At 32.9% G+C, this 24,721-nt stretch carries 23 protein-coding genes; 4 read left to right on the plus strand and 19 right to left on the minus strand.

The features are described 5' to 3' along the window. Positions 1-2: 2 nt before the first annotated feature. The 3 genes from argS to Q0516_RS09155 are packed head-to-tail and all read right to left on the minus strand — an operon-like array spanning position 3 to position 4,238. Positions 3-1,676 carry an arginine--tRNA ligase gene (argS, locus tag Q0516_RS09145; RefSeq protein ID WP_294465031.1) on the minus strand — a complete coding sequence of 558 codons (1,674 nt, stop codon included), beginning with the start codon at positions 1,674-1,676 and terminating at the stop codon, positions 3-5. Positions 1,677-1,690: 14 nt separating this feature from the next. Beyond that, complete coding sequence (locus Q0516_RS09150) at positions 1,691-2,767, minus strand: D-alanine--D-alanine ligase family protein (RefSeq protein WP_257480777.1); 1,077 nt, start codon at positions 2,765-2,767, stop codon at positions 1,691-1,693. Between the two features lie 19 nt (positions 2,768-2,786). Further along, positions 2,787-4,238, minus strand: coding sequence for a nicotinate phosphoribosyltransferase (locus Q0516_RS09155; protein WP_257480778.1), 1,452 nt, complete (start codon positions 4,236-4,238; stop codon positions 2,787-2,789). 148 nt (positions 4,239-4,386) lie between these two features. Here Q0516_RS09155 and Q0516_RS09160 point away from each other — a divergent pair, with 148 nt between their 5' ends. Further along, positions 4,387-5,862 carry a penicillin-binding protein 2 gene (locus Q0516_RS09160; protein ID WP_294465039.1) on the plus strand — a complete coding sequence of 492 codons (1,476 nt, stop codon included), beginning with the start codon at positions 4,387-4,389 and terminating at the stop codon, positions 5,860-5,862. A 33-nt stretch (positions 5,863-5,895) separates the two neighbouring features. On the opposite strand, the gene Q0516_RS09165 is transcribed toward Q0516_RS09160, so the two are convergent. The 6 genes from Q0516_RS09165 to Q0516_RS09190 form a co-directional block, all read right to left on the minus strand. Beyond that, on the minus strand, positions 5,896-6,231 hold the full coding sequence (locus Q0516_RS09165) for a hypothetical protein (protein ID WP_294465042.1): 336 nt from the start codon (positions 6,229-6,231) through the stop codon (positions 5,896-5,898). Between the two features lie 406 nt (positions 6,232-6,637). Then, entirely contained in the window at positions 6,638-7,522 is an 885-nt protein-coding gene (locus Q0516_RS09170; protein ID WP_294465045.1) for a glycyl-radical enzyme activating protein, read from the minus strand. 168 nt (positions 7,523-7,690) lie between these two features. Further along, the gene (locus Q0516_RS09175) at positions 7,691-8,698 is read right to left on the minus strand and encodes a LysM peptidoglycan-binding domain-containing protein (protein WP_294465048.1); all 1,008 of its coding nucleotides are present in this window, start codon (positions 8,696-8,698) and stop codon (positions 7,691-7,693) included. Positions 8,699-8,763: 65 nt separating this feature from the next. Continuing rightward, the gene (locus tag Q0516_RS09180; RefSeq protein ID WP_294465050.1) at positions 8,764-10,224 is read right to left on the minus strand and encodes a [Fe-Fe] hydrogenase large subunit C-terminal domain-containing protein; all 1,461 of its coding nucleotides are present in this window, start codon (positions 10,222-10,224) and stop codon (positions 8,764-8,766) included. Between the two features lie 2 nt (positions 10,225-10,226). After that, a complete protein-coding gene (locus tag Q0516_RS09185; protein WP_294465054.1) occupies positions 10,227-11,477 on the minus strand; it encodes an NADH-ubiquinone oxidoreductase-F iron-sulfur binding region domain-containing protein in 1,251 nt (416 codons plus the stop codon). Then, complete coding sequence (locus Q0516_RS09190) at positions 11,477-11,959, minus strand: NAD(P)H-dependent oxidoreductase subunit E (RefSeq protein WP_257480785.1); 483 nt, start codon at positions 11,957-11,959, stop codon at positions 11,477-11,479. The genes Q0516_RS09185 and Q0516_RS09190 overlap by 1 nt, the downstream gene beginning before the upstream one ends. A gap of 191 nt (positions 11,960-12,150) precedes the next feature. Here Q0516_RS09190 and Q0516_RS09195 point away from each other — a divergent pair, with 191 nt between their 5' ends. Continuing rightward, positions 12,151-12,984: a deoxyribonuclease IV gene (locus tag Q0516_RS09195; protein ID WP_294465057.1), complete on the plus strand. Its 834-nt coding sequence runs from the start codon at positions 12,151-12,153 to the stop codon at positions 12,982-12,984. An 8-nt stretch (positions 12,985-12,992) separates the two neighbouring features. Next, entirely contained in the window at positions 12,993-13,541 is a 549-nt protein-coding gene (locus Q0516_RS09200) for a 5-formyltetrahydrofolate cyclo-ligase (RefSeq protein WP_294465059.1), read from the plus strand. 54 nt (positions 13,542-13,595) lie between these two features. On the opposite strand, the gene Q0516_RS09205 is transcribed toward Q0516_RS09200, so the two are convergent. The 3 genes from Q0516_RS09205 to Q0516_RS09215 all read right to left on the minus strand — a co-directional run bounded on the left by Q0516_RS09205 (position 13,596) and on the right by Q0516_RS09215 (position 16,626). Next, entirely contained in the window at positions 13,596-14,615 is a 1,020-nt protein-coding gene (locus Q0516_RS09205; protein ID WP_299237676.1) for a hypothetical protein, read from the minus strand. Further along, on the minus strand, positions 14,545-15,087 hold the full coding sequence (locus Q0516_RS09210) for a hypothetical protein (RefSeq protein ID WP_294465065.1): 543 nt from the start codon (positions 15,085-15,087) through the stop codon (positions 14,545-14,547). Before Q0516_RS09210 ends, Q0516_RS09205 begins: the two co-directional genes overlap by 71 nt. A gap of 339 nt (positions 15,088-15,426) precedes the next feature. Further along, a complete protein-coding gene (locus tag Q0516_RS09215) occupies positions 15,427-16,626 on the minus strand; it encodes an ATP-binding protein (protein ID WP_294465068.1) in 1,200 nt (399 codons plus the stop codon). Positions 16,627-16,780: 154 nt separating this feature from the next. Between Q0516_RS09215 and ilvA the strand changes: the two genes are divergently transcribed. Continuing rightward, complete coding sequence (gene ilvA, locus Q0516_RS09220) at positions 16,781-17,986, plus strand: threonine ammonia-lyase (RefSeq protein WP_257480791.1); 1,206 nt, start codon at positions 16,781-16,783, stop codon at positions 17,984-17,986. Positions 17,987-18,008: 22 nt separating this feature from the next. On the opposite strand, the gene Q0516_RS09225 is transcribed toward ilvA, so the two are convergent. The 7 genes from Q0516_RS09225 to Q0516_RS09255 all read right to left on the minus strand — a co-directional run bounded on the left by Q0516_RS09225 (position 18,009) and on the right by Q0516_RS09255 (position 24,718). Further along, the gene (locus Q0516_RS09225; RefSeq protein ID WP_294465074.1) at positions 18,009-18,380 is read right to left on the minus strand and encodes a hypothetical protein; all 372 of its coding nucleotides are present in this window, start codon (positions 18,378-18,380) and stop codon (positions 18,009-18,011) included. Positions 18,381-18,639: 259 nt separating this feature from the next. Next, complete coding sequence (locus Q0516_RS09230) at positions 18,640-20,037, minus strand: LPXTG cell wall anchor domain-containing protein (RefSeq protein ID WP_294465076.1); 1,398 nt, start codon at positions 20,035-20,037, stop codon at positions 18,640-18,642. Positions 20,038-20,470: 433 nt separating this feature from the next. Further along, positions 20,471-21,406, minus strand: coding sequence for a class II fructose-1,6-bisphosphate aldolase (fba, locus tag Q0516_RS09235; protein WP_007049810.1), 936 nt, complete (start codon positions 21,404-21,406; stop codon positions 20,471-20,473). Then, complete coding sequence (locus Q0516_RS09240) at positions 21,406-22,224, minus strand: GTP pyrophosphokinase family protein (RefSeq protein WP_257480820.1); 819 nt, start codon at positions 22,222-22,224, stop codon at positions 21,406-21,408. The genes fba and Q0516_RS09240 overlap by 1 nt, the downstream gene beginning before the upstream one ends. A gap of 15 nt (positions 22,225-22,239) precedes the next feature. After that, positions 22,240-23,187 (minus strand): TIGR01212 family radical SAM protein, encoded by a 948-nt coding sequence (locus Q0516_RS09245; protein WP_294465086.1) that lies wholly within the window; start codon positions 23,185-23,187, stop codon positions 22,240-22,242. 2 nt (positions 23,188-23,189) lie between these two features. Further along, positions 23,190-23,612, minus strand: a complete 423-nt coding sequence (locus tag Q0516_RS09250; RefSeq protein WP_257480822.1) for a hypothetical protein — start codon at positions 23,610-23,612, stop codon at positions 23,190-23,192. A 311-nt stretch (positions 23,613-23,923) separates the two neighbouring features. After that, positions 23,924-24,718 (minus strand): ABC transporter ATP-binding protein, encoded by a 795-nt coding sequence (locus Q0516_RS09255; protein ID WP_007049814.1) that lies wholly within the window; start codon positions 24,716-24,718, stop codon positions 23,924-23,926. Between the last annotated feature and the right edge of the window lie 3 nt (positions 24,719-24,721).

Consider the following 24,721-nt stretch of genomic DNA (forward strand, 5'->3'; position numbering starts at 1 on the left):
TCCTACATTTTTTCGGGAGCACTTACACCTAATATATCAAGAGTATTTTTAAGGACATCCCTTGCTCCGGTAATGAGAGCAAGTCTTGCATTCATTAATTTTTCATCATCTACTATGACTCTGTGTGCGTTATAGAAAGAATGGAACGAACCCGCTAGATCCATTGCATATTTGGTAATTTTACTTGGATCTAGATCCTTGCTTGCTTTTAAGATTTCATCGCTGAAATTAGAAATTAGTTTAAGCAAGTTTATTTCTTCTTTTTTATCGAGAAGTTCAAAGTTTTCTGTTTTAACTTCCTTACCAATATTTCTTATGATACTGCAAATCCTTGCATGAGCATACTGCACATAGAAAACAGGATTGTCGCTGGATTTCTTTATTGCAAGGTCGAGGTCAAAATCCATATGAGTATTAGGCTTATTATAATTAAATACAAATCTTGCGGCATCTTTGCCAACTTCGCCTACCAAATCGGAAAGAGTATAAATATTTCCCTTTCTCTTTGACATTCTGAAAGCTTCATTGTTCTTAACCAAATGTACAAGCTGCATTAAAATCACATCCAGTCTGTCTTCGCTTACGCCCAGTGCAACCATTGCCTTTTTAAGTCTTGCAACGTGACCGTGATGGTCTGCTCCCCAAACATTTATTGCATAATCAAAATTCCTCTTGACTAATTTATCATAATGATAAGCTATATCCGCAGCATAGTAAGTAGGCACTCCGTTTTGTCTTATAAGTACTTCGTCTTTTTCAAGTCCGTAATCAGTACCTTTGAACCATAACGCTCCCTCTTTTTCGTATACACTGCCGTCTTTTTTCATATTAGAGATCACGTCATCTATCGCTCCCGAATTATGAAGAGTTCTTTCGCTGAAGAATACATCGTAATCAATTCCGTAATCCTTTAAATCACTAACCATGTTCGTAACATTTTTATCAAGAGAATATTCCACGAGTTCGGACTGTCTTTCTTTTTCGCTTATAGTTAAAAGCTTATCTCCGTTTTCTTCGATATAACCCTTTGCAAGTTCTGTGATATCTTCACCTTTATAGCCGTCTTCGGGGAATGTGACATCTTTACCAAGCTCCTGTAAATATCTGGCTTCCAAAGACTGACCGAATTTGATTATTTGATTTCCCGCATCATTCAAATAAAATTCCTTAGTAACTTCACATCCTGCCCACGTAAGGATATTGCTTATTACATCACCTATAGCTCCGCCTCTGGCATTCCCTATATGAAGAGGTCCGGTAGGATTAGCACTTACATATTCAACATTTACTCGTTTAGGAATTTCTTCTATGATTTTTCCATATTTATCTTTTAAAGTAATAACTTTCTTTAACTCGTCATAAAGCCATTTATTATCCAAAGTAAAATTAATAAATCCGGCACCTGCAATAGAAATATCTTTTACATAAGAATTTTTCGTATCAATATTTTTAATTATATTTTCGGCAATAATTCTTGGGTTGCATCTGGCAGCTTTTGCAAGCTGCATAGCAGTATTTACACTAAAATCCCCAAACTTTTCTTCCCTTGGTACTTCGACCCTGATTTCAGGCACATCTTCTTTTTTTATTTCAAGCAGCCCTTGTTCAATACATTTATCTATCGCATCATCGACTAATTTAATAATTTCTTTTTCTCTTGTTATTTTCCCGAACATTATTTTCTCCCATATTATTCTTTTATAGTTAATCTATGTTTTATTTCATATCTTTCAAAACCTAAGTCAATCAGTCTTTCAATCAAATCCGAATAACCAATGCCCATATAATCCCACATTTTAGCATACATACTTATATTTGTAAAACCGGGAAGAGTGTTAGCCTCGTTTAAATAAATATCTCCGCTATCTCTGTCAAGGAAAAAATCAACCCTTGATAAACCGCCGGCACCTACTGCTTTAAATGCTTTTACCGCATAATTCCTTATCTTTTCGATTATCTTATCATCTATTTTTGCGGGGATATCTATCCTGCTTCCGTCCCCTGAAAGATATTTAGCTTCATAATCATAGAATTCTTTACACGATACGATTTCTCCCGGATAAGAAGCTTCGGGATGAGAATTACCCAGTACCGCAACTTCGATTTCCCTTGCGTTTATACCTTTTTCAACTAATATTTTAGTATCAAATTTAACTGCTTTTAGAAGTGCTTCTTTAAGGCTGGCTCTATCTTTAGCCTTTGATATACCAACACTTGAACCCATGTTAACCGGCTTTACAAACATCGGATAAGGAAGGGTTTCTTCACATCTGTCAAGAGTATCCGTAAGCAGTTTATCTGTTTCTATATCCGTGTTAAAAACAAGAACATCGTCTACGACGGGAATACCAACGCTTCTGAATATCCTTTTTGCTATATCTTTATCCATACATACGCTAGAAGCGAGGACTTCACAGCCTACATAAGGCTTATCCATCATTTCAAAAAGCCCTTGTATCCTTCCGTCTTCTCCGTTTTGTCCATGCAAAACAGGGAAAATAATATCAACTTTATTTATTATATCTCCGTCAAACAATGAAAAATCGCTTATTAAATTTTCACTGTCGTTTATCCATTCGTTAGTCTTTATTTTCTCAACATCACCTTTATAAATATAAAATTTCCCTTCCAATGTGATACCTATCATAGTAATATCGAACTTTTCCTTGTTTATGCCCTTTATTACATTATAGGCAGATAAAAGGGAAACATCATATTCTCCGGATTTACCTCCGAATACGACGCCTACATTTTTTTTCTCACTCATAAAACGTTCTCCTCTTAAATTATTTTTGTACCGATGCAAGTAAATCTTTCTTTATATCAAATAATTTATCAGAAACATCTACATGATATTCACTTGGATTTATAAGTCTTAAGAATTCAGGCCAAAATGTACTTCTGGCAACCATGTGGTTTTCTCTGATTTCAGAAAGCTTAGGTGAATAATATACTTGTTTTCCATCTACAAATATAGGTTTTAACAATTCTTTTACATGGAAATTTTCTATCGTTCTCTTTTTCCAGGTGTGAACAGGATGATATATTGTAAGCGGTTTTGTATCGTCGATTACTTCATCATTTAATGTTATTAAATCCGCTATGGCAACATTCGTAAGATTGTCATAAAATCTTAAAACTTTTTTATATCCCGGGTTAGTAATTTTTATTGGATCATTGGAAACTTTTATTTTAGGAGATAATTTGCCGTCTCTCTCTATTGCTGCAAGCTTATATACTCCGCCTAAAGCACTGGTACCGTCAGCGGTTATCATTTTGGTACCTACTCCGTACATACCTATTTTTGCCCCCTGATTTCTAAGGTCGGAAATAATGAATTCGTCAAGATCGTTTGAAGCACTTATAACGGCACTTTCAAATCCCGCCTCATCAAACATCTCTCTAGCTTTTACGGATAAATAGGTAAGGTCTCCGCTGTCAAGACGGATACCGTAACTGCCTTTCAGTCTCCCCGCTTCTCTTTCTTCATTAAATACTTTTATAGCATTTTTTATCCCGCTGCCTAAAGTATCATAGGTATCAGCAAGGAGTATCAAATTATCGGGATTATATTTTGCATATGCTCTGAAAGCTTCAAGTTCACTGTCGAAGGCCATAATAAAAGCATGAGAAATAGTACCTTTTGATACGGTATCCCACTTATATTCAGCCTCAACGTTACTCGTACCTACACATCCGCCTATTATACATGCTCTGGAACCGTACAGTCCGGCTTCCGTTCCGTGAGCTCTTCTAAGCCCGAAGTCAAGCACCGGTGCATAAGTACCTGCGGCGGAAACTATTCTAGAAGCTTTTGTAGCTATAAGACTTTGATGATTGATTATTGCGAGTATCGCAGTTTCGATTATCTGCGCTTCAATCAAGTTTGTCTTTACTCTAAGTACAGGTTCCGATGGAAAAAATATTTCGCCTTCTTCCATTGCATATATTTCACCGCTGAATTTAAATTCTCTTAAATAATCTAAAAATCCGTTTGTAAGTTCGGGATGATTTTCTCTAAGTAAAGCTATATCATCTTCTTCAAATCTTAGATTATTGATATATTCTATTACCTGCTCAAGTCCCGCAAAAACAGAATATCCTCCTTCAAAAGGATTTCTTCTGATAAAGACATCAAATACGGCTTTTCTGTCTTTAAATCCTTTTTCGAAATATACATTGCTTACGCTCAACTGATAAAAATCAGTAGCTAATTGAAGTTTCCTTTGCTCTTCCATTTGTTACTCCCAATCATTACTTTTAAATGTTATATTCAATTTATTATTATAACACTTTTTACAGAAAAATCACTAAAAATAGTATATTTTTCCTCATTATACCAATACTTATAATATGTTTAGAGATACTTTAGAAAAAAGAATTAAAATGTTATCTATTTTTATAATATTTCTATTTATATTACTTACAGCTTTTGTGATAAAAGCATTCATGTTTCAAGACGAGGATAACATAAAAAAACTTGCATCGCAATACGAAAAGACAATACAGACTTATTATCCGAGAGGAGCGATACTGGACAGGAACGGCATCAATTTTGCGGATAATTCCGCAAATAAAAAGCTGAATGTAAGTCTTCAAAACAATACTTCTTTTAATGTTGGAAAAACCTTTATAGGAAACATAAGAATAAATGAAGACACGACTACAAAAGATGCGGTAGAAGGACTAAGCGGTCTTGAGTTATATTATAATGAACTTCTAAACGGAGGGACGCCGATAAATATAATTTCAAGCATAGACGCCACGGGAAGTATAATCAACGAAGAAAATTATACTGCGGTTAATGACCATTTAAATGAAGGGAATACTGTAAATACAACCGTGGATTATCATCTTCAAAAATATACAGAAGAATATTTAAAGAAGTTCCTAAAGGAAAATAACTTTAAAGGCGGAAGCGTGGTAGTAACCGATGTTAAAACCGGAGAGATACTAACCATGGTATCAAGTGACGAAACGCTAAATAAAAATGTTCTATCTTATCAGCCGGGAAGCGTGTTTAAAATACTTACTTTGGCACAGGCACTTGAAAATAACGCAGTAGATTTAAAAGAAGAATTCAACTGTACAGGAAAAATCAAAATCGACGGAGTTACAAGATATTGTCATGAAGGAGAAGGTCACGGGAAAATAACCGCATTGGAAGGCTTAAGTAAATCATGTAATGAAGTTTTTTACAGACTTGCAAAAAGACTTAACATCAAAGATGATAAAGGAAATATAATTTCAAACAAAGTAATCGATTATGCCAAAGAACTCGGATTTGGAAGCATTAATGATAAAACCAATAAAAACAAAAAATTTATTTTAGAATATGACGATTATTATTCCTTTGTTCCCGATAACATCTATAATAATTTAGATACATTTAACTTGGCTCTGGGACAGGGAAAAGTCCAGGCGACACCTTTAATGTTAAACACTATAATGAGTGCCGTAGCAAACGGAGGGATAGGTTATCAGCCATATATCGTCGAAAGTGTAAAAAACACGAGTGATGATATAGTCGATATAAAACAAAATCAAATATTTGATTTAAAACTAAAAGAAAGTACAATAAAAAATCTTCAAAAGGCACTTAGAATGGTTTGCGTAGACGGTACTGCAAAAAGTAATTCACTGGACAGTTACGGAGGACTTGCCGGTAAAACGGGAACAGCAGAAAATCATGAAAAAGAATCTCCACATGCATGGTTCTCGGGATATTTCCCATATAACAATCCCAAATATGCTATGACTGTTTTCATAGAAAACGGAGGATACGGTTCGGGACCTGCCCTTAAAGTATTTGACAGCGTCGCACTTGAAATGATGAATATAGAAAATGATAAAGGAATTTAAATGTACGAAAAAAAGAAGGGGATCCCCTTCTTTTTAGTCTTCCTTAATACCTGTCATCAAGTACATAAGATTTTTAACGGCTTTTACTTTTTTTCTTGAACAAACACTGGTAGCATAATTAGTTTCTTCGGCTATCTTAACCATACTGATTTTTTCTATATAATTAGATTCAATAATATTCTTATCCATATCTTCAAGTGAATCTAATGCACTTTCAAAAAATGAAAGTTCTTTGGAAATCCTATCTCTTTCGTTTAAAATTTCCTCATCTAAAGAATCCAATTGTTCAAGAAGAGATAATCTTTTCTTTTTAGAATTTACATCTTTTAATTTTCGTTCAAAAATCTTATAATTTTCGCTTTTTGCCATAAGTCTAAATCTCCCCTTAAAAATTAAAAAGATTAAGTAAGAATATTAAAGATCAATACTTTCAAATTCTTTATGTATCAAATAAAAATAATACTTTTAAATCAGGTCCCACATCCAGTCATATACCCTTTAATATCCCTACTATGCAAAAAAGGATATTTTTATAGTTAAGGTGACTTATTCATCAGAAAACAAAAAACAATTAATATAGTCACAATAGTTAAAAAAATATTTTTTTTCTCCATAATCCTGTAACTAATATTATATAGGATAAAAAGAAAAATACAAGAGTATATTTTCAAAATTTTCATACTATTTAATACGACATTATATCATAAATATGATATATAACATATGCTAATTTGAAAACTATATCATTTTATGTTTTATTAATAAAAGAAAATCCTTAAGAAAGGATTTTCACGTCATCACATATTCTTTTAAATAAATTTGATATATTCACTAATGTTTTTTTATTCGGAGCCTTAAAATTATATTCCCTGTTTTTTCCAAGCAGACTGTACATATGTTCATTAGTGTTATTATAACCCTTAATGATTATGCCCTCAAGTTCAAGTTTTGAAAGAAGGGATACAATAAGTTTAAGTTCATCCATATTGCAGTTTACTTCACTTACGAATGTTACATTTACAATCACCTTCGACATACTGAAGGATACCTTTTTTAAATTTTCTATGATAAGCTCATTACTGACACCGGTAAATCTCTTATGTACATCATCATTTACCAAGTCTAAATTATATAAGAAATAATCAGTATAAGGTATCAATTTTTCAAATACTTTATAATCGACAAACCCATCTGTTTCGATTGCAACATTGACATCATTTTCTTTTAAAAGTTTAATCACCTCAAGTAAAAAATCAGCCTGCATCAAAGGCTCTCCGCCTGAGAATGTAACGCCTCCCCCGCTTGTTTTATAATACTCCATTTCAGGCATTATTCTGTCAACAAGCTCCTTCGGAGTAATGTATTCACCTATCAGCTCTCTTGCTCCGTTTGGACATGCTTCTACACATTTACCGCACTTTGTGCATTCAAATACCTGATGTTCAGCTTCTGCTACTATCCTTTGATTACATGCCTGTGTACATTTATAGCACATTTTACATTTTTCTTTATCAAAAAGCACCTCTATATCATTTTCCTGTGCTTCGGGAAATTCGCACCATGGATACTCAAGAGGTGTACCTTTCATATATACTACAGTCCTAAATCCGGGACCGCACTGAGTGGTATATTTCTCTATTTTATATATTAACCCTTCCATTTTATCTCCTTACAGTATTATGTTCATTTATTGATTATTATTTTTATTATTAATATCGATCATTAAACATAGATCATTTTCAAAATTATTATTCTTTTATTTAAATTATATTGCATATTCCATACTATTATAATACATTTCGGGAAAATATCAAATAAATTAACTAAACTACTTATTTATTGCAAAAAAATGTTTTAAAATATATTCCATTTCAAAAAATCTATTACCAGAACTATAAAGTAATAAATGTCTAAAGTCCATATCATATAAATACCTCACCGTTTCTATAATTTCCAAAATATCTTCATTTCTCGCATTATTCAAATTAAATCCCGCTACGACTTTATTTTTATCAAAAACAGAGATTTTATTTAAAAATGAAAGATATTCTTCCTTTGAAGTATATAAAACATCACTTATAAAATTTGGCAAAACAAATACTTTATTTGCATTTTTATTTATAATTTCTATTATTTCTTCATTATTTGAAATACCGGAAAATAAATATTCATCCAGCAATATATTTGTTTTTATATTTTTGCTGTTCAATATGTCAAAAAGTAAATTTAAATCTATTCCCGCTAAATCATAATATAAAGTAACGTCGTCATAATAAATATTTTCAGTTATATTCTTACATATATAATCAGCCAAAAATTCATAAGTATCACATTTTATGCTATTAATAATCAGACTGGTAGAGACTTTATCCACATCATGAATCTTCCTTAAATAATAGTCCTCTACATACAAAGGATCATCTTTATTCCCTATTCCGTTATACCCGAGCACGGAATTTACATATCGGCTTTCCAAATCCAGTTCTATAAAAGCATTGCTCTTTAAATTTAAATCTACAAGAGAATACACTTCAATATCCTTCTTATGCGTATCTATCCTTAGCCTTATACTCCCGTCATTAAAACACAAAGGATTTATATTATTTTTATAAATTTCTTCCTTTGAAATATTGAATTTTTTCCCTATGTCTTCCAAATTTTCTTCCTTTCTTTTAAAATAATAAAAATCATCGATGGGGATTATTATTTTCTGCCCCACTTGGATTTTACTATTTTCATTCATTCGATTTATTTTCAAAATTCTTTCCTTGCTTATTGAATACAATTTACATAAATCTTCTATATTTTCATTTTCTCTAAGTATATGAACTAACATTTTTCCTCCTAAATAAAAAAGACTACTCATAAATACTTATGAATAGTCCTAATATTTTATTTAACTTATTTTGTTATAACAGGTCTTCCTCCTCCGAATTCACACCCTCCTTCGCAAGGAATGACGCAAAGGAAATTGTATTCACTTTCACCGTCCAATATTCTTTTAACTTCCTCTTTGGAAGCCTTAAGTCCGTTTACAACGGCACATTTGATTTTCTTACCGTCGGATAAATCAAATGAAAATTCTTTAATATTTCCTTTATCATTTTTTATTGACGCTCTTTCACCAAGCCTTATAATAGCATATGCGGTATTTACGCTCAAGAAATATGGATTGAATACCCCCGTATAATCAAGGTTATCAAGTGGTTTATTATCAGCCTTGTTCAAATCAATACCGCTTGTTTTAATAAGTTTTGCAAGCTGTCTTGTAGTGATAGAAATATCAATACCCGATGTCTCATTGGTTTCGGGGAGAAAAGCTGTACAGTTTTCAACTCTCGTTAAATGAACGTCCTTGTCGATATTCCTGTCCAGATAGCCTTCTTTAAACCTAGTATTTATATCCTTTCTTATTTTAGAAAGATTAACAAAAAGATTATCAGCCTCAGGATAAACATCTTCGATTTCTCTACGTATGCCGGATGAGCAGGAATAAATCAACGGTTTTCCTTCAAGCATATTTTCTTTAAGCAAATATGCAACGGCATTCATTTCCTTTATCAAATACTCTTCATAGTCTATTACTTCAGAAAATCCCAGCTTATTTAAAACATCTACGACCTTTGCCTTCATAAGCGCATTATCTGCACCAACACCTTTAGCTAACGTTTCATATGCACCGTGAGACAATAAGCAGATATTATAATATGTATCTTCACCAAGTAAATCGTACAATTCTTCCGTAGTACCTCTCTCAATCAAAGCACCCGTAGGGCAAACCGTTATGCACTGTCCGCAGCCGATACAATCACTGTGAATGATAGGCATATTGAAAGGAGTTGCAACAGTGGTTTCTTCACTTCTGTTAATAAGTGAAATTGCTGACGCACCGACCTTATCTCTACACATGCTGACACATCTGTTACATTTTATACACTTACTTAAATCCCTAGTAACAGCACTTGAACTGTTATCTATCCCCTTTTCGAACTCTGTTTCAAACTCACTTGGACCTGTAAGATATTTATTTGCCATAGTCTGAAGCTTGCAGTTCCCGCTTTTTTCACAAGTCGTACATTCACAGTTATGATTGGCAAGAGTAAGTTCAAGTATAGTTTTTCTTATATTTCTAATCCTTTTTGTATGCGTCTTTACATTCATACCTTCCGCAGCATGAGTTACACATGCGGAGAATAATTTACCTCCCACATCTACCATGCACATCCTGCATGATGCGGGTCTGTTAAGATCTTTTAAATAGCAAAGTGTAGGGATTTCAATTTTGGCTTTTTTTGCGGCGTCTAAAATCGTCGCCCCTTCCTTTACTTCTACTTTTATATTATCAACAGTTAAATTAATCACTTTTATTCCTCCCTCTTAAGTGCATTTTTGAATTCTTGAGAAAAATTCGTATACGCACTGATAAACGGAATTATTTGAGTTTTGCCGCTGCCGCATAAAGAAGCGTCAAGGGCATTTACTATTCTTACATAATTTTTAAGATCCGCTAACGTTCCTTGTTTTATCTTAAATCTATCCATTATTTTCTTTAGTTGTCTGTTACCTTCCCTGCATGGAACGCATTTACCGCAGCATTCATGAAAGAAGAAATCTTCAACGACAGATAAATAATCTATTACACCGTCATCTTCATCCGCTACTACGATTGCTCCCGAACCGATATTTCCTTTTACTTTCTTCATACCGTTATAAGTATAAGGGATATTTAATTTTTCATATGGTACTATTACTCCGCTTGCCCCTCCGATTTGTACAAATTTAGCTTTTTTACCGCCTTTTATACCGCCTGCGATTTTTATTATATTTTGTACGGTGGTTCCGAACTCAACTTCATAAACTCCCGGATGTTTGACTTTTCCGCTTACACATACCATTTTTGTTCCCGGACAGTCTTCCACTCCGTATTTAAGCACACTTTTAAAACCATTTTGCATCATAGTTGCTATGACACTTACGGTTTCCACATTTATAACAAGAGTAGGTTTATTATGAAGACCGCATTCCTTTACGTAAGGCGGTTTACTTCTTGGTCTGCCGCTCTTTCCTTCAATACTTTCGCACATGGCAAAACCTTCACCGCAAACATAAGACCCGCCTCCTGAAAATAAAGACAAGTCAAAATCAAACCCGCTTGATAAAATATCCTCACCTAAAAAGCCTTTGTCATAAACCTGCTTGATTGCAAATTCGATGTCTTTATGCATGAAAGTATATTCTTCTCTTACATATATATATCCCTTACTTGCTCCCGCACAAAATGCAGAGATTATTATACCTTCTATGACTTTATATATCCCGTTTTGAAGAAGATATTTATCTTTAAATGTTCCCGGCTCACCTTCGTCGGCATTACATAAGATATATCTGTCCCCTGTCCCTTTAGCTTCTCTTGCCTGAGCAAGTTTTACTCCGGTTGGATAATTTGCACCGCCTCTGCCCTGAAGTCCGCTGTCTGAAACATTTTGAACGGTTTTCACATATCCTTGAAGTATAGCTTTTTTAAGTCCCTTAAAACCGCCTCTTTTTATGTATTCATCTATATTAAAACCGTCATAAGTCCCATAGTCTTTTGTGATATATTTTACCGTTCCCATTATTTAGCCCCCCTCAGCTTAGATAACAAAGCTTTTATTTTTTCTTCATTCAATCTTCCGACCACATTATCATTCACTCTTACCGCAGGAGCTATATCACATGCACCGAAACAAGGCACAAGTTCGAGAGTAAATAATCCGTCCTCTGTGGTTTCACCTTCTTTTATCCCAAGTTCTCTTTCAAAAATTTCTTTTATCTCATCTTTGCCGTTTAAACTGCAAGATGTCGCATTACAAAGACCAAGAATATATTTCCCTCTTTTTTTAGTACTCAATGCGTCAAAATAAGTAACGACTTCAGAGACATTACTTAGTGGGATTTTCATTTCATCTGCTATGTATTTTGCAATATCGAAATTTATAAATTTCCCGGGGATCTGTCTTTGTATTTTCAAAACTATCTGCAGTAAATCAGATGGATTATTGTCATAATATTCAATGATATTTTTACATACCTTTTTAATTTCTTCTGGTAACTTCAAAATAGTATACCTCCTAGTATATAGTTTAAGTATTATATCAAAAAAGCGTCAAATATTCAATTAATACATTTTGGTAATAAATTATTTTTTACTTATAAAATATGTTTAAAAAAGCAAAATACTTAATATAACATTGATTTTTAATTAATTTTACTTATACTTAATATATAAAACAGTTAGGAGAAATATATATGTTAAATATCGGAGCACACATGTCCATAGCAAAAGGTTATGAGGCAGCGGGAAAAGACGCACTAAGCATCGGAGCAAATACATTTCAGTTTTTTACACGTAATCCAAGAGGCGGAAAAGCAAAAGAACTAAGTGAAAAAGATATTGACGGGCTGAGAAAAATAATGGAAGAAAATAATTTTTCTGATATACTTGCTCATGCACCATATACTCTTAATATGGCGTCGGCAAAAAAAGACACAAGAGAATTTGCCAAAGAACTATTCAGAAAAGACCTTGATATAATGAACAAAATACCTTCACATTTATATAACTTTCACCCCGGAAGTCATACCACAGATAGTTTGGAAGAAGGTATATCAAGGATACAGGAAACATTAAATGAATGCATAAAGGAAGATGATGACACCTTCATACTGTTAGAAACAATGTCAGGTAAAGGAAGCGAGATTGGAAAAACATTTGAGGAGTTAAGAGAAATTTTAAACAGAGTAAATTTAAAAGATAAAATGGGCGTATGTCTTGATACATGCCATGTTTACTGTGCAGGATATGATATAGTAAATGATTTGGACGGAGTTCTTACAAAATTTGATAAAGTAATAGGTCTTGATAAATTAAAAGCTGTACATCTAAATGATACTATGAATGATTTTAACACAAATAAAGACAGACATGCAAAAATAGGAGAAGGATTTTTAAAGACAGAACCTCTTATAAACTTTATTAATCACCCTGCAATAAAAGATTTACCTATTTTCCTCGAGACACCCAACGAACTGGAAGGTTATAAAAAAGAAATAGAACTTCTTAGAGAAAATTATAAATATTAGAGGACCAAATGGATAAAGTAACACTCAGAAATAAGATTTTAAAAATACTTAATAATATCGATACAGACGCAAAAAATAACAAAAATATCGAAATTTATAATAAATTAATTTCCAACGAAGATATCATAAATGCAGAAAATATAATGTGCTTTGTGAGTTTCAAAGATGAGGTCGACACTCATAAATTTATAAAATATTTAATAAAAAACAATAAAAATGTCTATATTCCGATAATAGACAATAAAAATAAAGCAATGCATATTTCTAAACTTAATTCTTTCGATGAGCTTGAAACCGGTTTTTATAATATCTTAGAACCTAAAAAAGAATATGTAAGGATCTGTAATCCCGAATTATTGGATGTGATTATCACTCCCGGAGTTGTATTTGATAAAGATAATTACAGAGTCGGTTACGGAGGAGGATATTATGATAAATTTTTCTCAAATAAAAATCTTGATGCCAAAAAAATCGGACTTTGTTATAAGGAGCAAATAACCCCCAAAATGCCAAGAGAAGATTTTGATATCCCTGTAGATTATATAATTCATGATTAACCAGTAAATAAAAAACTCTGAAGTATATATACTTCAGAGTTTTTTATCATAAGTTTATTTTATGTATCTTGTTTTTTTGCAATAAATTATTGTTATCCCCATTGCCACTATGCTACAAACAGCTAACAGACTCCAAATAATTACATTATTGTTATCTGATGTATCAGGAGAATTAGGTTTAGTTATATTCGTACCATTTGATGTTAAATTATTTTCATTACTTGAATTTCCGGTTGAATTATAATTTGGATCTGCAGTACCGCAGACAATACATTTACCATTTTTATAATCATGTGCTTTTTTAGCGATCACTTTTCCTTTTTTTATTGTTTGATTGCATATTTTACAAACCTTATCTCCGGTATAACCTTCAGATGTACAAGTTGCTTTCTTTGCACCTTTTGTTACAAGTTTATGAGCATGTGTTAAAATCTCACTGCCAGAATCAACTTTTGAACCATTTACAACTACATCTCCTAAGCCCTCATTCTTTACTGTAATACCGTTATCCAATTCGGATAAATCAATATCACCGGATAAAATTACTATTGTATCACCTTCATCAGCATTTTTAGCTGTTTCTTTAATCTTGTCTTTTCCTAATACCCATACTTCCGTCCCATCGGATGAAGTAAATTTAGCAAAAGATGCACTATCAGGTACGAATTCACCTGGATCAGCAGAATGAATACCACCTGTTACATTAAGGACAGAAGATTTATCAACACCATCCCCAATAGTTCCAAGAACTTTAGATGATATAAATGTACCTCCTTTAACATCGATGATACCTGCGGAATCTGCATTTCCGCTTGATACAAATGCTATCTGATCAGCATTGATGATAGCCGTTGAATCTTCAGAGAAAGTTATACTTCCAACCTTACCCTCACTATTTACCTGGGCAACAACGCCATACTTACCTTCAAAATTACCGCCGTTAATTACCGTTTCACCATATGTTTTTACCGCTCCTGCACTATCGCAAGTAAAATTACCACCGTTAATGACAGTTTTTACTCCGCCTGCTGTACTTACTAGCAGCATTATAACTGGCACTTCCCGCACCCGCACATGAAAAATTGCCGCCTTCGATTGTCATTTTATTACCTACATTATTTATGGCAACAAAATATCCGTTTCCGGTATAAGAAATACCTCCGGTTTTATCAGCAGAACTGTCTTTTATCGTCAAATTCGCATAATTTGCAACAGGAATAGACGTTCCCTCAATTGTTTTACCGTTTAAATCCAAAACAATGAGCGGATCCGCATCCCCTCCGAACTGCTTACCGAAACTTACTGTTTTACTATTAGCCAAAGAAATATTCTTTAGTAATTTTACAGTATAAGAACCGTCTTCATTTGCTTTAATCGTTGCTGCATCTTCCCCCCATGCTGATATAATATCATCATTGGTAGTTTCACTTGTAATCCATAGGCTATTAGCATCTGTTACTGTATCTCCACTAGCAAAAGCAGTAGCAGGAAATATTGTCATAAACATAAATGCACTTATAAGAATGGATAACATTTTTCTCTTCATATTATATCCTCCCCAATTATTGTAACATTTTGACACTTTTTCAATTAATATAATATTATATAAATCAACAAATAACTATTCTAAATTTATTTTAAAAATCCATTATGATTAACCCAAAAGCATATATTTTGTAACAAGTATGATATAATTAATAATATCATTAATTTGGCATAATATAATATATTATTATTTAAATCACAACAAACCTTTGCTATAAATGTAATATAATTTCATGTTACGAAATATATACAAAAATATACAAAATTTATATAATTATCTCACTTTTATTATACTACTATATACTACTAATCGCAAATTAAAAATATTTTATATTTAAATTTAAATCCCTATTTTTAAAAGTTCCACAAATTGCTTCGCAGTCCTTGCACTTCTTCCGTTGTTTCTTATTGCAAATGCTTCTGCCTTTGTAAATAAGTCTTTTTCGTCGATTTCCACTTCGTATTGTTTTGCAAGATTTTTAACTATATTTAAATATTCATCTTTGCTTGGTTTTTGGAACGTTATCGTAAGCCCAAACCTTGCAGCCAGACTCATGGTTTCCTGAAGAGTATCATTCAAATGAAGCTCATCCCCGGTCCTTTCCGACATGGTTTCCTTGACCAAATGTCGCCTATTGCTTGTTGCGTATATAACTACATTACTTCCCAGAGCAGCTACACCGCCCTCCAAGATTGCCTTTAATGCGGAAAAATTATCATCATTCCCGGTAAAACTCAAATCATCTATAAAGATTACAAACTTAAGAGGATTTGCGGAAAGTTCATCTACGATGTTAGGTATCTTATAAAGCTGATTTTTCTTTATCTCCAAAAGTCTTAAACCGTCATTTTTATAATGGTTGCAAACAGCTTTTACGCTTGAACTCTTCCCTGTCCCCGCATCTCCGTAAAGAAGCATATTGCTTGCACCGCTTCCGTCAAGCAAAGCCTTCGTGTTCTTTATTATAAGATTTCTTTCTCTTTCATATCCATATAAATCATCAATACTTTGTCTGTCCGGATACTTAACGGGAACGATTTTATCATTTTTAAGAACAAATGCATTATACTTCGCATATATTCCATAACCGGTAACGGAAAGAGAATTTATCTTCTTTTGATATTCTTCTTTTAGATTGAGCATAGTATTTTCCCACGCGGGAAGAAATCCGTCATAATCCATATATTCCTTTATTTCAAGAGGTGTAAGCTTACTTAGATCATCAAGTATATTTAATTCCTCATCTACACATTTTTCGATTAAATCGGGAATTTCCCTTCCGGCGGCTTTTGCCTTAACATAAAAGTTTTCATCATTAAGTATAAAATTATATATGTATCTTGAAAAATCAAAATCATGTTTATATAAACATGAAACGAATTCGCCATAAGTGAATACTGCCTTATCGTCGGATAGCTCATCCTTTAAAAGTAAATCGAGTAGGCGTCGTAAGCTTTTTATGATATCGGTATTTAGGATATTTCTAAATACCGCAAGTGAATCTAATTTTTCATTCAAACCTTTTAATGTATGTTGCATTTTATTTCTCCTTATATTTGGATTTAATAAAAAGTATATCACTACTAAAGCCTATTTTCAATTATCCCAAATAAAATTAACAATAATTATTTGCAATATTCAGAAAATAGGAATATAATAAAATTTAATAAGTTTCAACCATAAGGAGGGCAATATGTTAACATTAGACAAAGTATATCACGCAGCGTTTACACTTAAAGACGCAATAAGGAAGACGGATTTGATTGCGGCTCCGCCTCTTAGTAATAAAAATAAGATATATTTAAAAACAGAAAATTTACAAACCACCGGTAGTTTCAAAATCAGAGGTGCGTATTATAAAATAAGTCAATTGAATGACGAAGAAAAGAAGAAAGGTATCATTGCCTGCAGTGCGGGAAATCATGCACAAGGTGTGGCATTAGCCAGCGAAAAAAATAAGATACCATGCATTATCTGCATGCCCGACGGCGCTCCTATAAGTAAAGTAGAAGCAACAAAAAGCTACGGTGCGGAAGTATGCCTGGTAAGTGATACTTATGATGATGCATATGATAAAGCAATCGAACTTCAAAAGGAAGAAGGATACACTTTCATTCATCCTTTTAACGACGAAGATGTGATAGCGGGACAAGGAACGATAGGTCTTGAAATATTGGATCAACTATCCGATGTAGATGCTGTTGTAGTACCGATAGGCGGCGGCGGACTCATAAGCGGAGTTGCATATGCAATCAAACACTTAAAACCAACATGTAAAGTTTACGGAGTTCAGGCAGCGGGTGCACCGAGCATGTATAAATCAATGAAGGAACATAACAGGGTTGCCACCGAAACGGTAAATACATTTGCAGACGGTATCGCAGTCAAAGAACCTGGAGATTTGACATATGAACTTGTAAAAGAATACGTAGACGAGGTGATTACCGTTACGGAAGACGAAATAGCTGCGGCTATACTTATGCTGATGGAGAAACAAAAACTCGTAGCAGAGGGCGCAGGAGCAGTTTCTGTTGCGGCGGCAATGTTTGATAAGATACCTCTTAAAAATAAAAACGTCGTATGTATTGTAAGCGGCGGAAATATAGATGTTAACATTTTAAACAGAGTAATAGACAGAGGTCTTGTAATGAGCGGAAGAAAAACATCTCTTACAATAGCTCTTACAGATAAGCCGGGACAGCTCGTAGCGGTAAGTTCCGTAATAAGCAAATGCGGAGCAAATGTTGTAGAGGTACAATACGATAACGGAGACCCTGAAATGCCTATCAACAGTTGCTTCATAAAAATAACCATGGAAACAAAAGACAGCAGTCAAGCCAAAGATATAGAAAAAACTCTAATTGAAAGCGGATTTAGCATCGTAAGCGAAAGAGTTTAAAAAAAACGCCATAAGGCGTTTTTTATTTTATATATTTTTTTAATTCTTCTTCGTTTTTAAATTCATATTCCATTCCTACTGAATAGTCCTTTATTATTCCCTTGATTTCATTGTTATCATTAAAAACCATGATCCTTATTAAATATGACAAATGTGTTGTCATATTTATGATTTCTGACATATTATAATACTTACTTTTTATATTATAGCTTAATTCCTGATATAGTTTTTTTAATTTAAGTATTAAATCTTCTACTCCATTAAACTCAATATAACTTTTCATATAACAATTAAAAATTTTACCTTTACAGGTATTTTCACCAATATCTATATACATTAAATTTTTATCCCATCCATCATATGATAAACCAAATCCAACTGTTTTATTATCCATAGATCAACCTCTTTCATTAATATCAAGTTAAAATGCATATACATATATTAGTTACAATAATTACACTTTTTGTAACAATTATGATATTATAAAATACAAGGAAAATGTTACATATTTATACACAATAATATGTTTTTTTGCGTTTTTTCTTACACCATGTGACAAATTACAAATTGTATTATAATGTTACAAAAAGTGTACTTTTTTTGACAAATTAATATAAAAAAAAGACTGCTATTTAAGCAGCCTTTTAATTAAATTAAATAAATTTTTTCTTTAAAACAAATCCAAAACCGCCAAGGCTTACAAGAGAAATCAATATGTAAGGAAGCATACCGCTATCACCTGTCTTAGGATTTGATGTAACTTTTGTGTTATCTGTAGCTGAATTTTTATTATCATTTCCTGTATTTTTATCAGGAGCAACTACAGGTTTATCATCAGGTTTTACAAGCATTGGAATATATTCGATCTTTGTGTGAGTTGGGTCATTAAGACAAGTATATTTTATTTCGCCCTGTTCAGTATATGTAGCTTCTTTTATAACTTCTCCCTTATTCCATTTATGCCCTAGTTTGGGAATGACTTTTTCAGTTACTCTTTCACCGCAAATCTTACATATTCCGACTTTTAATCCATCTTCGGTACAAGTAGCAGCTTTTTCTACTTTAAATTCAATATTACCTTCATGAGTACAAACATCTACTTTGATATTTTCATCGACATTTGTGATTTCACCTTGTTTAAAATCAAGATTTACATTTTCATTATTTGTCATAACTATTTCGGTATTATTGCTTTTACCCGGAGATAATGTGCCTATTTTACCGCCGTCAATAGTAGTCTTGATATTAGAAATAGAACCCGTTACATTTGAGTCTCCGGTTTCACCGCCTAGATAAAGGTCTTTTATAGTTCCCCCTGTAACTTCTATTTCTGCACTGTCCATACTTCCTCTATTAACACTTTGAACAACATTTAAGTCTCCGCCTTTAATAGAAAGTTTAGCAGAACCGGTATAACCGTTAGAACCGCCTGCTGTTACCCATGCACTTCCAAGAGAACCGTCATTAATCGTAAGTGAAGAATTTTTTGTGCAACTTATGCCTTCACCGCCTCCGAATACTAAAGAGGATACACTTCCTCCGTTAATTGTAACATTGGCATTTTCAACTTGGCAAGGAGAGTCCTTTGCATTACCATTATACCATGAAGAATTTGAACATCCACAGTCCTTAGTTAAAGAGCTTGCTCCGCCGCCTTGAACCGATACAATATCACCGTCGTTAATAATTACATTTGTACTTGAACAATTACTTTTATGTAATCCACCGCCGATAACGTTTCTTACAGTTCCGCCGTTCATAGTTATTGATGTCGAAACGGATGTAGCATCATCATGCATACCGCCAAGGACATTGGCATTCTTACCTACATTCTTCTCTCCTCCGTCCCATTTTATGAGAGCACCTTCACTTCCGTCTTCTCTCGCTTCGATAGTAATAGCTACACCGTTAGCAAAGAAATACTCCGTTCCGCCAAAGGTTTTAAGTTCAGGTTCTACTTTATCAGCCGCAAAAGATACCGGAGCAAAAGATGTCAAAATCATTATACATATCATTGCAATACCGGATATTTTACCCAATGTTTTTTTCATAATTTAATTTCCTTCCTTTAATTGTGATTTTCGACAATAGTTACTTAAAGTTTACTTTATGTAACGTGCACTAGAAATAATAATATGTAATGTATTTTGTTGATTTGCGTAAAAATTATCATTAGTGTTTAGCGAAAATCTAGTAAATTTGTATATATTTAATATTATCAAATTTGTGACAAAAAGTAAACCTTTTTTAACAAAAAAACACGATAAAATAGAATAAAATAAATATAAGTAAATAATAAAAACAATAAAGTTAATAATAATAAGATAAATCTATCCGAAATATTTTAAACAATCTCTTATAAAAGATTATTGATTATATATGTTGAGTAAATAAATATTATATTGATCAAAGAATATAATATTAATTTTAAAACAAATAAAAAAGACCACTTAAATGTGGTCTTTTATTTTTTATTATATAAAACTATTTAAGTCCGCCTTTACCTGCACATCCAAATACTTGCATTTTATGAGCAACCATATCCTTAACAGCAGTTCTTGCAGGTTTTAAATATCCTCTTGGGTCAAATACTTCAGGTTCTTCTACGAATACTTTTCTGATAGCAGCTGTCATTGCTAAACGTATATCTGTATCTACGTTGATTTTAGCAACACCTAATTTAGCAGCCTTTGCTAACATTTCTTCAGGTACACCTTGAGCTCCAGGTATTTTTGCACCATATTTATTGTTAAGTTCAACAAATTCCTGAGGTACAGATGAAGCACCGTGAAGTACTATTGGGAAGTTTGGAATAAGTTCGCAAACTTTTTCAAGTCTTGCATAGTCAAGACTAGGTTCACCTGAGAATTTATAAGCACCATGAGAAGTACCGATAGCTATAGCAAGTGAGTCAACACCTGTTTTTTCTACGAATTCGGCAGCTTCTTCGGGATCTGTGTAAGTAGCATCTTTAGCAGCAACTTTAACCGCATCTTCAACACCCGCTAATTTACCGAGTTCAGCTTCTACTGTAACACCGTGGTCGTGAGCATATTCCACTACTTGTTTTGTGATTTCGATATTTTTTTCAAGGTCATATTTACTAGCATCGATCATAACTGATGTAAATCCGTCATCAATACAAGATTTACAAAGTTCAAAACTGTCACCATGGTCAAGATGAAGTACAACATCTACTCCCGTATCTTTGATAGCAGCATCTACTAAAGATGTTAAATAAACTGATTTAGCGTATTTTCTTGCTCCTGCTGATACTTGTAAGATTACAGGCGCATTTTCTTGTTCAGCTGCTTCAACGATACCTTGGATAATTTCCATATTGTTGACATTAAAAGCACCTACTGCATATTTTCCTTCTTTTGCTTTTTGTAAAATTTCTTTACTTGAGATTAAAGCCATTATTGTTCTCCTTTGTTTTCTTTTTTTACTAAATTTTTAACTTTTGCTTCCAGTTCTTTTTCCAAAAGCATAAGCTGTAGGGTGTCATCTTTTTCCGATAACTTTGTAAATATTTTAACATATTTATTCCCTAATTCCAAATATCCCATCTTATTTAGAAGAGATATATATTGACTTGTCATAAGTGTGGCATTTTTCTTTGCCCTGAATAATTTTTGTGCATGCATTACTTCATCTCGTATTGCACTCATTTCCTGATCTAAATCTTTGACCTTTAAAGCGGCTGCTTTAAGCCTTTCGGAAATTTCCTTTGGTATATCCCCCTCATATTTATAATTTAGGGAATGTTCTATAGTAGCCCAAAAATTGATTGCCAGTGTCCTGATTTGAATTTCACATAAGATATCCTTGACACCAAATGCAGTATGGACTTGATATTCTATTACAAGATGAACCGAACGGTATCCGCTTTCCTTCGGATTGGAAAGGTAGTCCTTTTTGATTATGATATTCATATCATTCCTGCCTGCAATATGGCTGGCAACTTTATTTATATCTTCTTCAAACTGACATACTATCCTAATTCCGGCAAGGTCTGTTATCTTGGTTTCGATATCTTCAATATTATAATCATTTTTATCTAATTTTTCCAGTATACTGCTTACTTTTTTTACTCTTCCGTGTACTTCTTCTATCTCCGAGTACTGTCCGGTTTTTAATTTTTGGTCTCGTATTGTCTTAAACTTTAAAGTAAGCTCATCTACTGCCTGCTTGTATGGGTATAAAAAATCTTCCCAATTTACGCTGTTATCAAGCACCTTATCATGCTCCTTTTATTTAAACTTATCAAGAAGTCCTTTTTGGTACTCATTATACTTCTTACCCTGATAAGTATTTTGTTTTTTCATTTCATCGATTATCATATCCTGAATTACCCAGTGGGATCTATCCCAATTTAGAAATAAAACATCTTCTTCCTTCGGAACTCTCGAAACCAGTCTTTCGACTGCAACTTCTTCACTTAAATTCTCCAAGAATAAAACTACTCTCCTTACAAAATCATCAAGTTTTAACATTTCGATTTTTCCTTCTTCATACATTTTACCCAAAATTGTATTTTTTTCAATATATAAAGAATGAATTTTTACGCTGTTCGTATTTAAAATACTGAGTATTTTTGCCGCTTCCACCAAATCCTCATCACGGTCGTATGGAATGGAAGCAATTATATGCGTACAAATTTCAAAATCATAACTTTTTATAAGAAGAGCAGCTTTTAAATAATCTGCCAGAGTATGACCTCTATTTAATTTTTTCAGTGTTTCATTATTTACTGACTGTAATCCGAGTTCGATGATTATATCAAGATGATACTTATTTTCTACTTCTTTTAAAAAGTCAAGATAATCGCTGTCGATGCAGTCAGGTCTGGTAGAAATCGAAATGGCTACAGCATTATCAACTGCATTTACAGCTTCTATTATGTTATTTTTAAAAGTAGAAAGCTTTATATATGTATTAGTAAAATTTTGAAAATATAATATAAACTTTTCAGCCTTATATTTATTAACAAAAATATCTAAATTATCGTTTATTTGTTTGGTTATTGATTCTTTGCAGTCGCCGTTTTCATAGCCTGCACCTTTTTCACCACAAAATATACATCCGCCTTTAGATATGCTCCCGTCTCTTACGGGACAGGTGGTATCGATACTAATTGGTATTTTATAAACCTTGGAAGAATACTTCTCCTTTAATTTAGTAGAAAATTTAGTATACAATTTTACGCTTCTTGATATTCGTATTTTTTAAGAAGATTAAGTTCATCTTCATCTCTTGCGCCAAGAGTTAGTGTAATATCACATTCATATTCTTTAGTAAATGCTTCAAGCTGATCCAGAAAAGCTATTGCAGTTTCCAAATGTTTTGCATTTATAATAGATAGTATATCGTCTATGTATATTTTTGTTATATCGTAGTTTCCTGCGATAAGTCCGCATAAAAATCCGAAGAACATTTCAGAAGAAGCAATGTGAAATTCAGAAGTATTGATAAATCTGATTTGAGTCATAACTTCTCTTGAGTGGTTTAAAGTTGAATCAATATAGACTTGAAGCCCTTTCGTTTCTTTGTTTTCATTGTTAGCTAAGTCTATAAGTTTTTTTGTTTTTCCTGTGCCTTCTGCACCACCGATAATTTTAACCATTTTAATCACCTCGTACGCTTTTTTTATTTACAATTATTCTACCACAATTTATATAAAATGTGAAGTGCATTTAGGATACAAATTTTCTTTTCCATAATATCAAAAACTTTCCTTATCTTTCATTATGCTTCATATAAACGCTTTCAGAAACTTTGACTGTTTTTTCCTATTTTCTTTTTTTATTTATTTTTTTCTTTTATTAAAAAATAATCATCTAAATTTAGGTATATAAACACATTATAATATAAAATCAATTCAAGCAACTATACCATATAAATAAAAAAGAGTGCAGTAAATCTGCACTCCAAAGTTTAAGATAATAACATCCTGTCGTTGGCGAATTCTCCGCCCGAACACATTTCAAATTTTTCAAGTAAATCTTTTACTTCAAGATTTTTCTTTTCATCTCCGCTGACATCGTATATTATATGACCTTCATACATCATTATAAGTCTGTTTCCGTATTTGATGGCGTCTCTCATGTTGTGAGTAACCATAAGTGCTGTAAGATTATCTTTTTCAATTATCTTATCTGTTATCTTAAGGACTTTAGCTGCGGTCTTAGGGTCAAGAGCAGCAGTATGTTCATCCAAAAGTAGTAACTCCGGTTTCTTTAAAGTAGCCATAAGAAGTGTTAACGCCTGTCTTTGTCCGCCCGACAAAAGCCCTACTTTATCGCTTAATCTGTCCTCCAGACCGAGATCGAGAGTTTTAAGAAGCTCTTTATACTCTTCTCTCTCTTCATTCTTGATTCCCCAGGCAAAACCTCTCTTATCCCCTCTTCTGTTCGCCATGGCGAGATTTTCTTCTATCATCATATCGGAAGCAGTCCCTCTCATAGGATCCTGAAATACTCTTCCTATCCATCTTGCTCTTTTATGTTCATCGAGGTTTGTAATTAAATGATCAGCAAGAGTTATTTTACCGCTGTCAACGGGATATACGCCCGCTACCATATTGAGCATTGTAGATTTCCCTGCACCGTTACCGCCGATAACAGTTACAAAATCCTGAGGGTTCAAGTGTAGATTTATATCTATCAATGCTTTCTTTTCATTTATGGTACCTTCGTTGAATGTCTTATTTATATTCTGTAATTTAAGCATTTT

This window comes from uncultured Anaerofustis sp. (genome assembly GCF_938029165.1).
Classification (GTDB): Bacteria; Bacillota; Clostridia; order Eubacteriales; family Anaerofustaceae; genus Anaerofustis.

Bases quoted from the DNA above. Each gene is read 5' to 3' on its own strand.
- Q0516_RS09170 (WP_294465045.1), bottom strand. From the start codon at position 7,522: ATGGAAGGGTTAATATATAAAATAGAGAAATATACCACTCAGTGCGGT.
- Q0516_RS09160 (WP_294465039.1), top strand. From the start codon at position 4,387: ATGTTATCTATTTTTATAATATTTCTATTTATATTACTTACAGCTTTT.
- Q0516_RS09250 (WP_257480822.1), bottom strand. From the start codon at position 23,612: ATGGTTAAAATTATCGGTGGTGCAGAAGGCACAGGAAAAACAAAAAAA.
- Q0516_RS09195 (WP_294465057.1), top strand. From the start codon at position 12,151: ATGTTAAATATCGGAGCACACATGTCCATAGCAAAAGGTTATGAGGCA.
- Q0516_RS09255 (WP_007049814.1), bottom strand. From the start codon at position 24,718: ATGCTTAAATTACAGAATATAAATAAGACATTCAACGAAGGTACCATA.
- Q0516_RS09210 (WP_294465065.1), bottom strand. From the start codon at position 15,087: ATGAAGAGAAAAATGTTATCCATTCTTATAAGTGCATTTATGTTTATG.
- Q0516_RS09230 (WP_294465076.1), bottom strand. From the start codon at position 20,037: ATGAAAAAAACATTGGGTAAAATATCCGGTATTGCAATGATATGTATA.
- Q0516_RS09150 (WP_257480777.1), bottom strand. From the start codon at position 2,767: ATGAGTGAGAAAAAAAATGTAGGCGTCGTATTCGGAGGTAAATCCGGA.
- Q0516_RS09155 (WP_257480778.1), bottom strand. From the start codon at position 4,238: ATGGAAGAGCAAAGGAAACTTCAATTAGCTACTGATTTTTATCAGTTG.
- Q0516_RS09185 (WP_294465054.1), bottom strand. From the start codon at position 11,477: ATGGGAACGGTAAAATATATCACAAAAGACTATGGGACTTATGACGGT.
- Q0516_RS09200 (WP_294465059.1), top strand. From the start codon at position 12,993: ATGGATAAAGTAACACTCAGAAATAAGATTTTAAAAATACTTAATAAT.
- Q0516_RS09225 (WP_294465074.1), bottom strand. From the start codon at position 18,380: ATGGATAATAAAACAGTTGGATTTGGTTTATCATATGATGGATGGGAT.
- Q0516_RS09165 (WP_294465042.1), bottom strand. From the start codon at position 6,231: ATGGCAAAAAGCGAAAATTATAAGATTTTTGAACGAAAATTAAAAGAT.
- fba (WP_007049810.1), bottom strand. From the start codon at position 21,406: ATGGCTTTAATCTCAAGTAAAGAAATTTTACAAAAAGCAAAAGAAGGA.
- Q0516_RS09215 (WP_294465068.1), bottom strand. From the start codon at position 16,626: ATGCAACATACATTAAAAGGTTTGAATGAAAAATTAGATTCACTTGCG.
- argS (WP_294465031.1), bottom strand. From the start codon at position 1,676: ATGTTCGGGAAAATAACAAGAGAAAAAGAAATTATTAAATTAGTCGAT.
- ilvA (WP_257480791.1), top strand. From the start codon at position 16,781: ATGTTAACATTAGACAAAGTATATCACGCAGCGTTTACACTTAAAGAC.
- Q0516_RS09175 (WP_294465048.1), bottom strand. From the start codon at position 8,698: ATGTTAGTTCATATACTTAGAGAAAATGAAAATATAGAAGATTTATGT.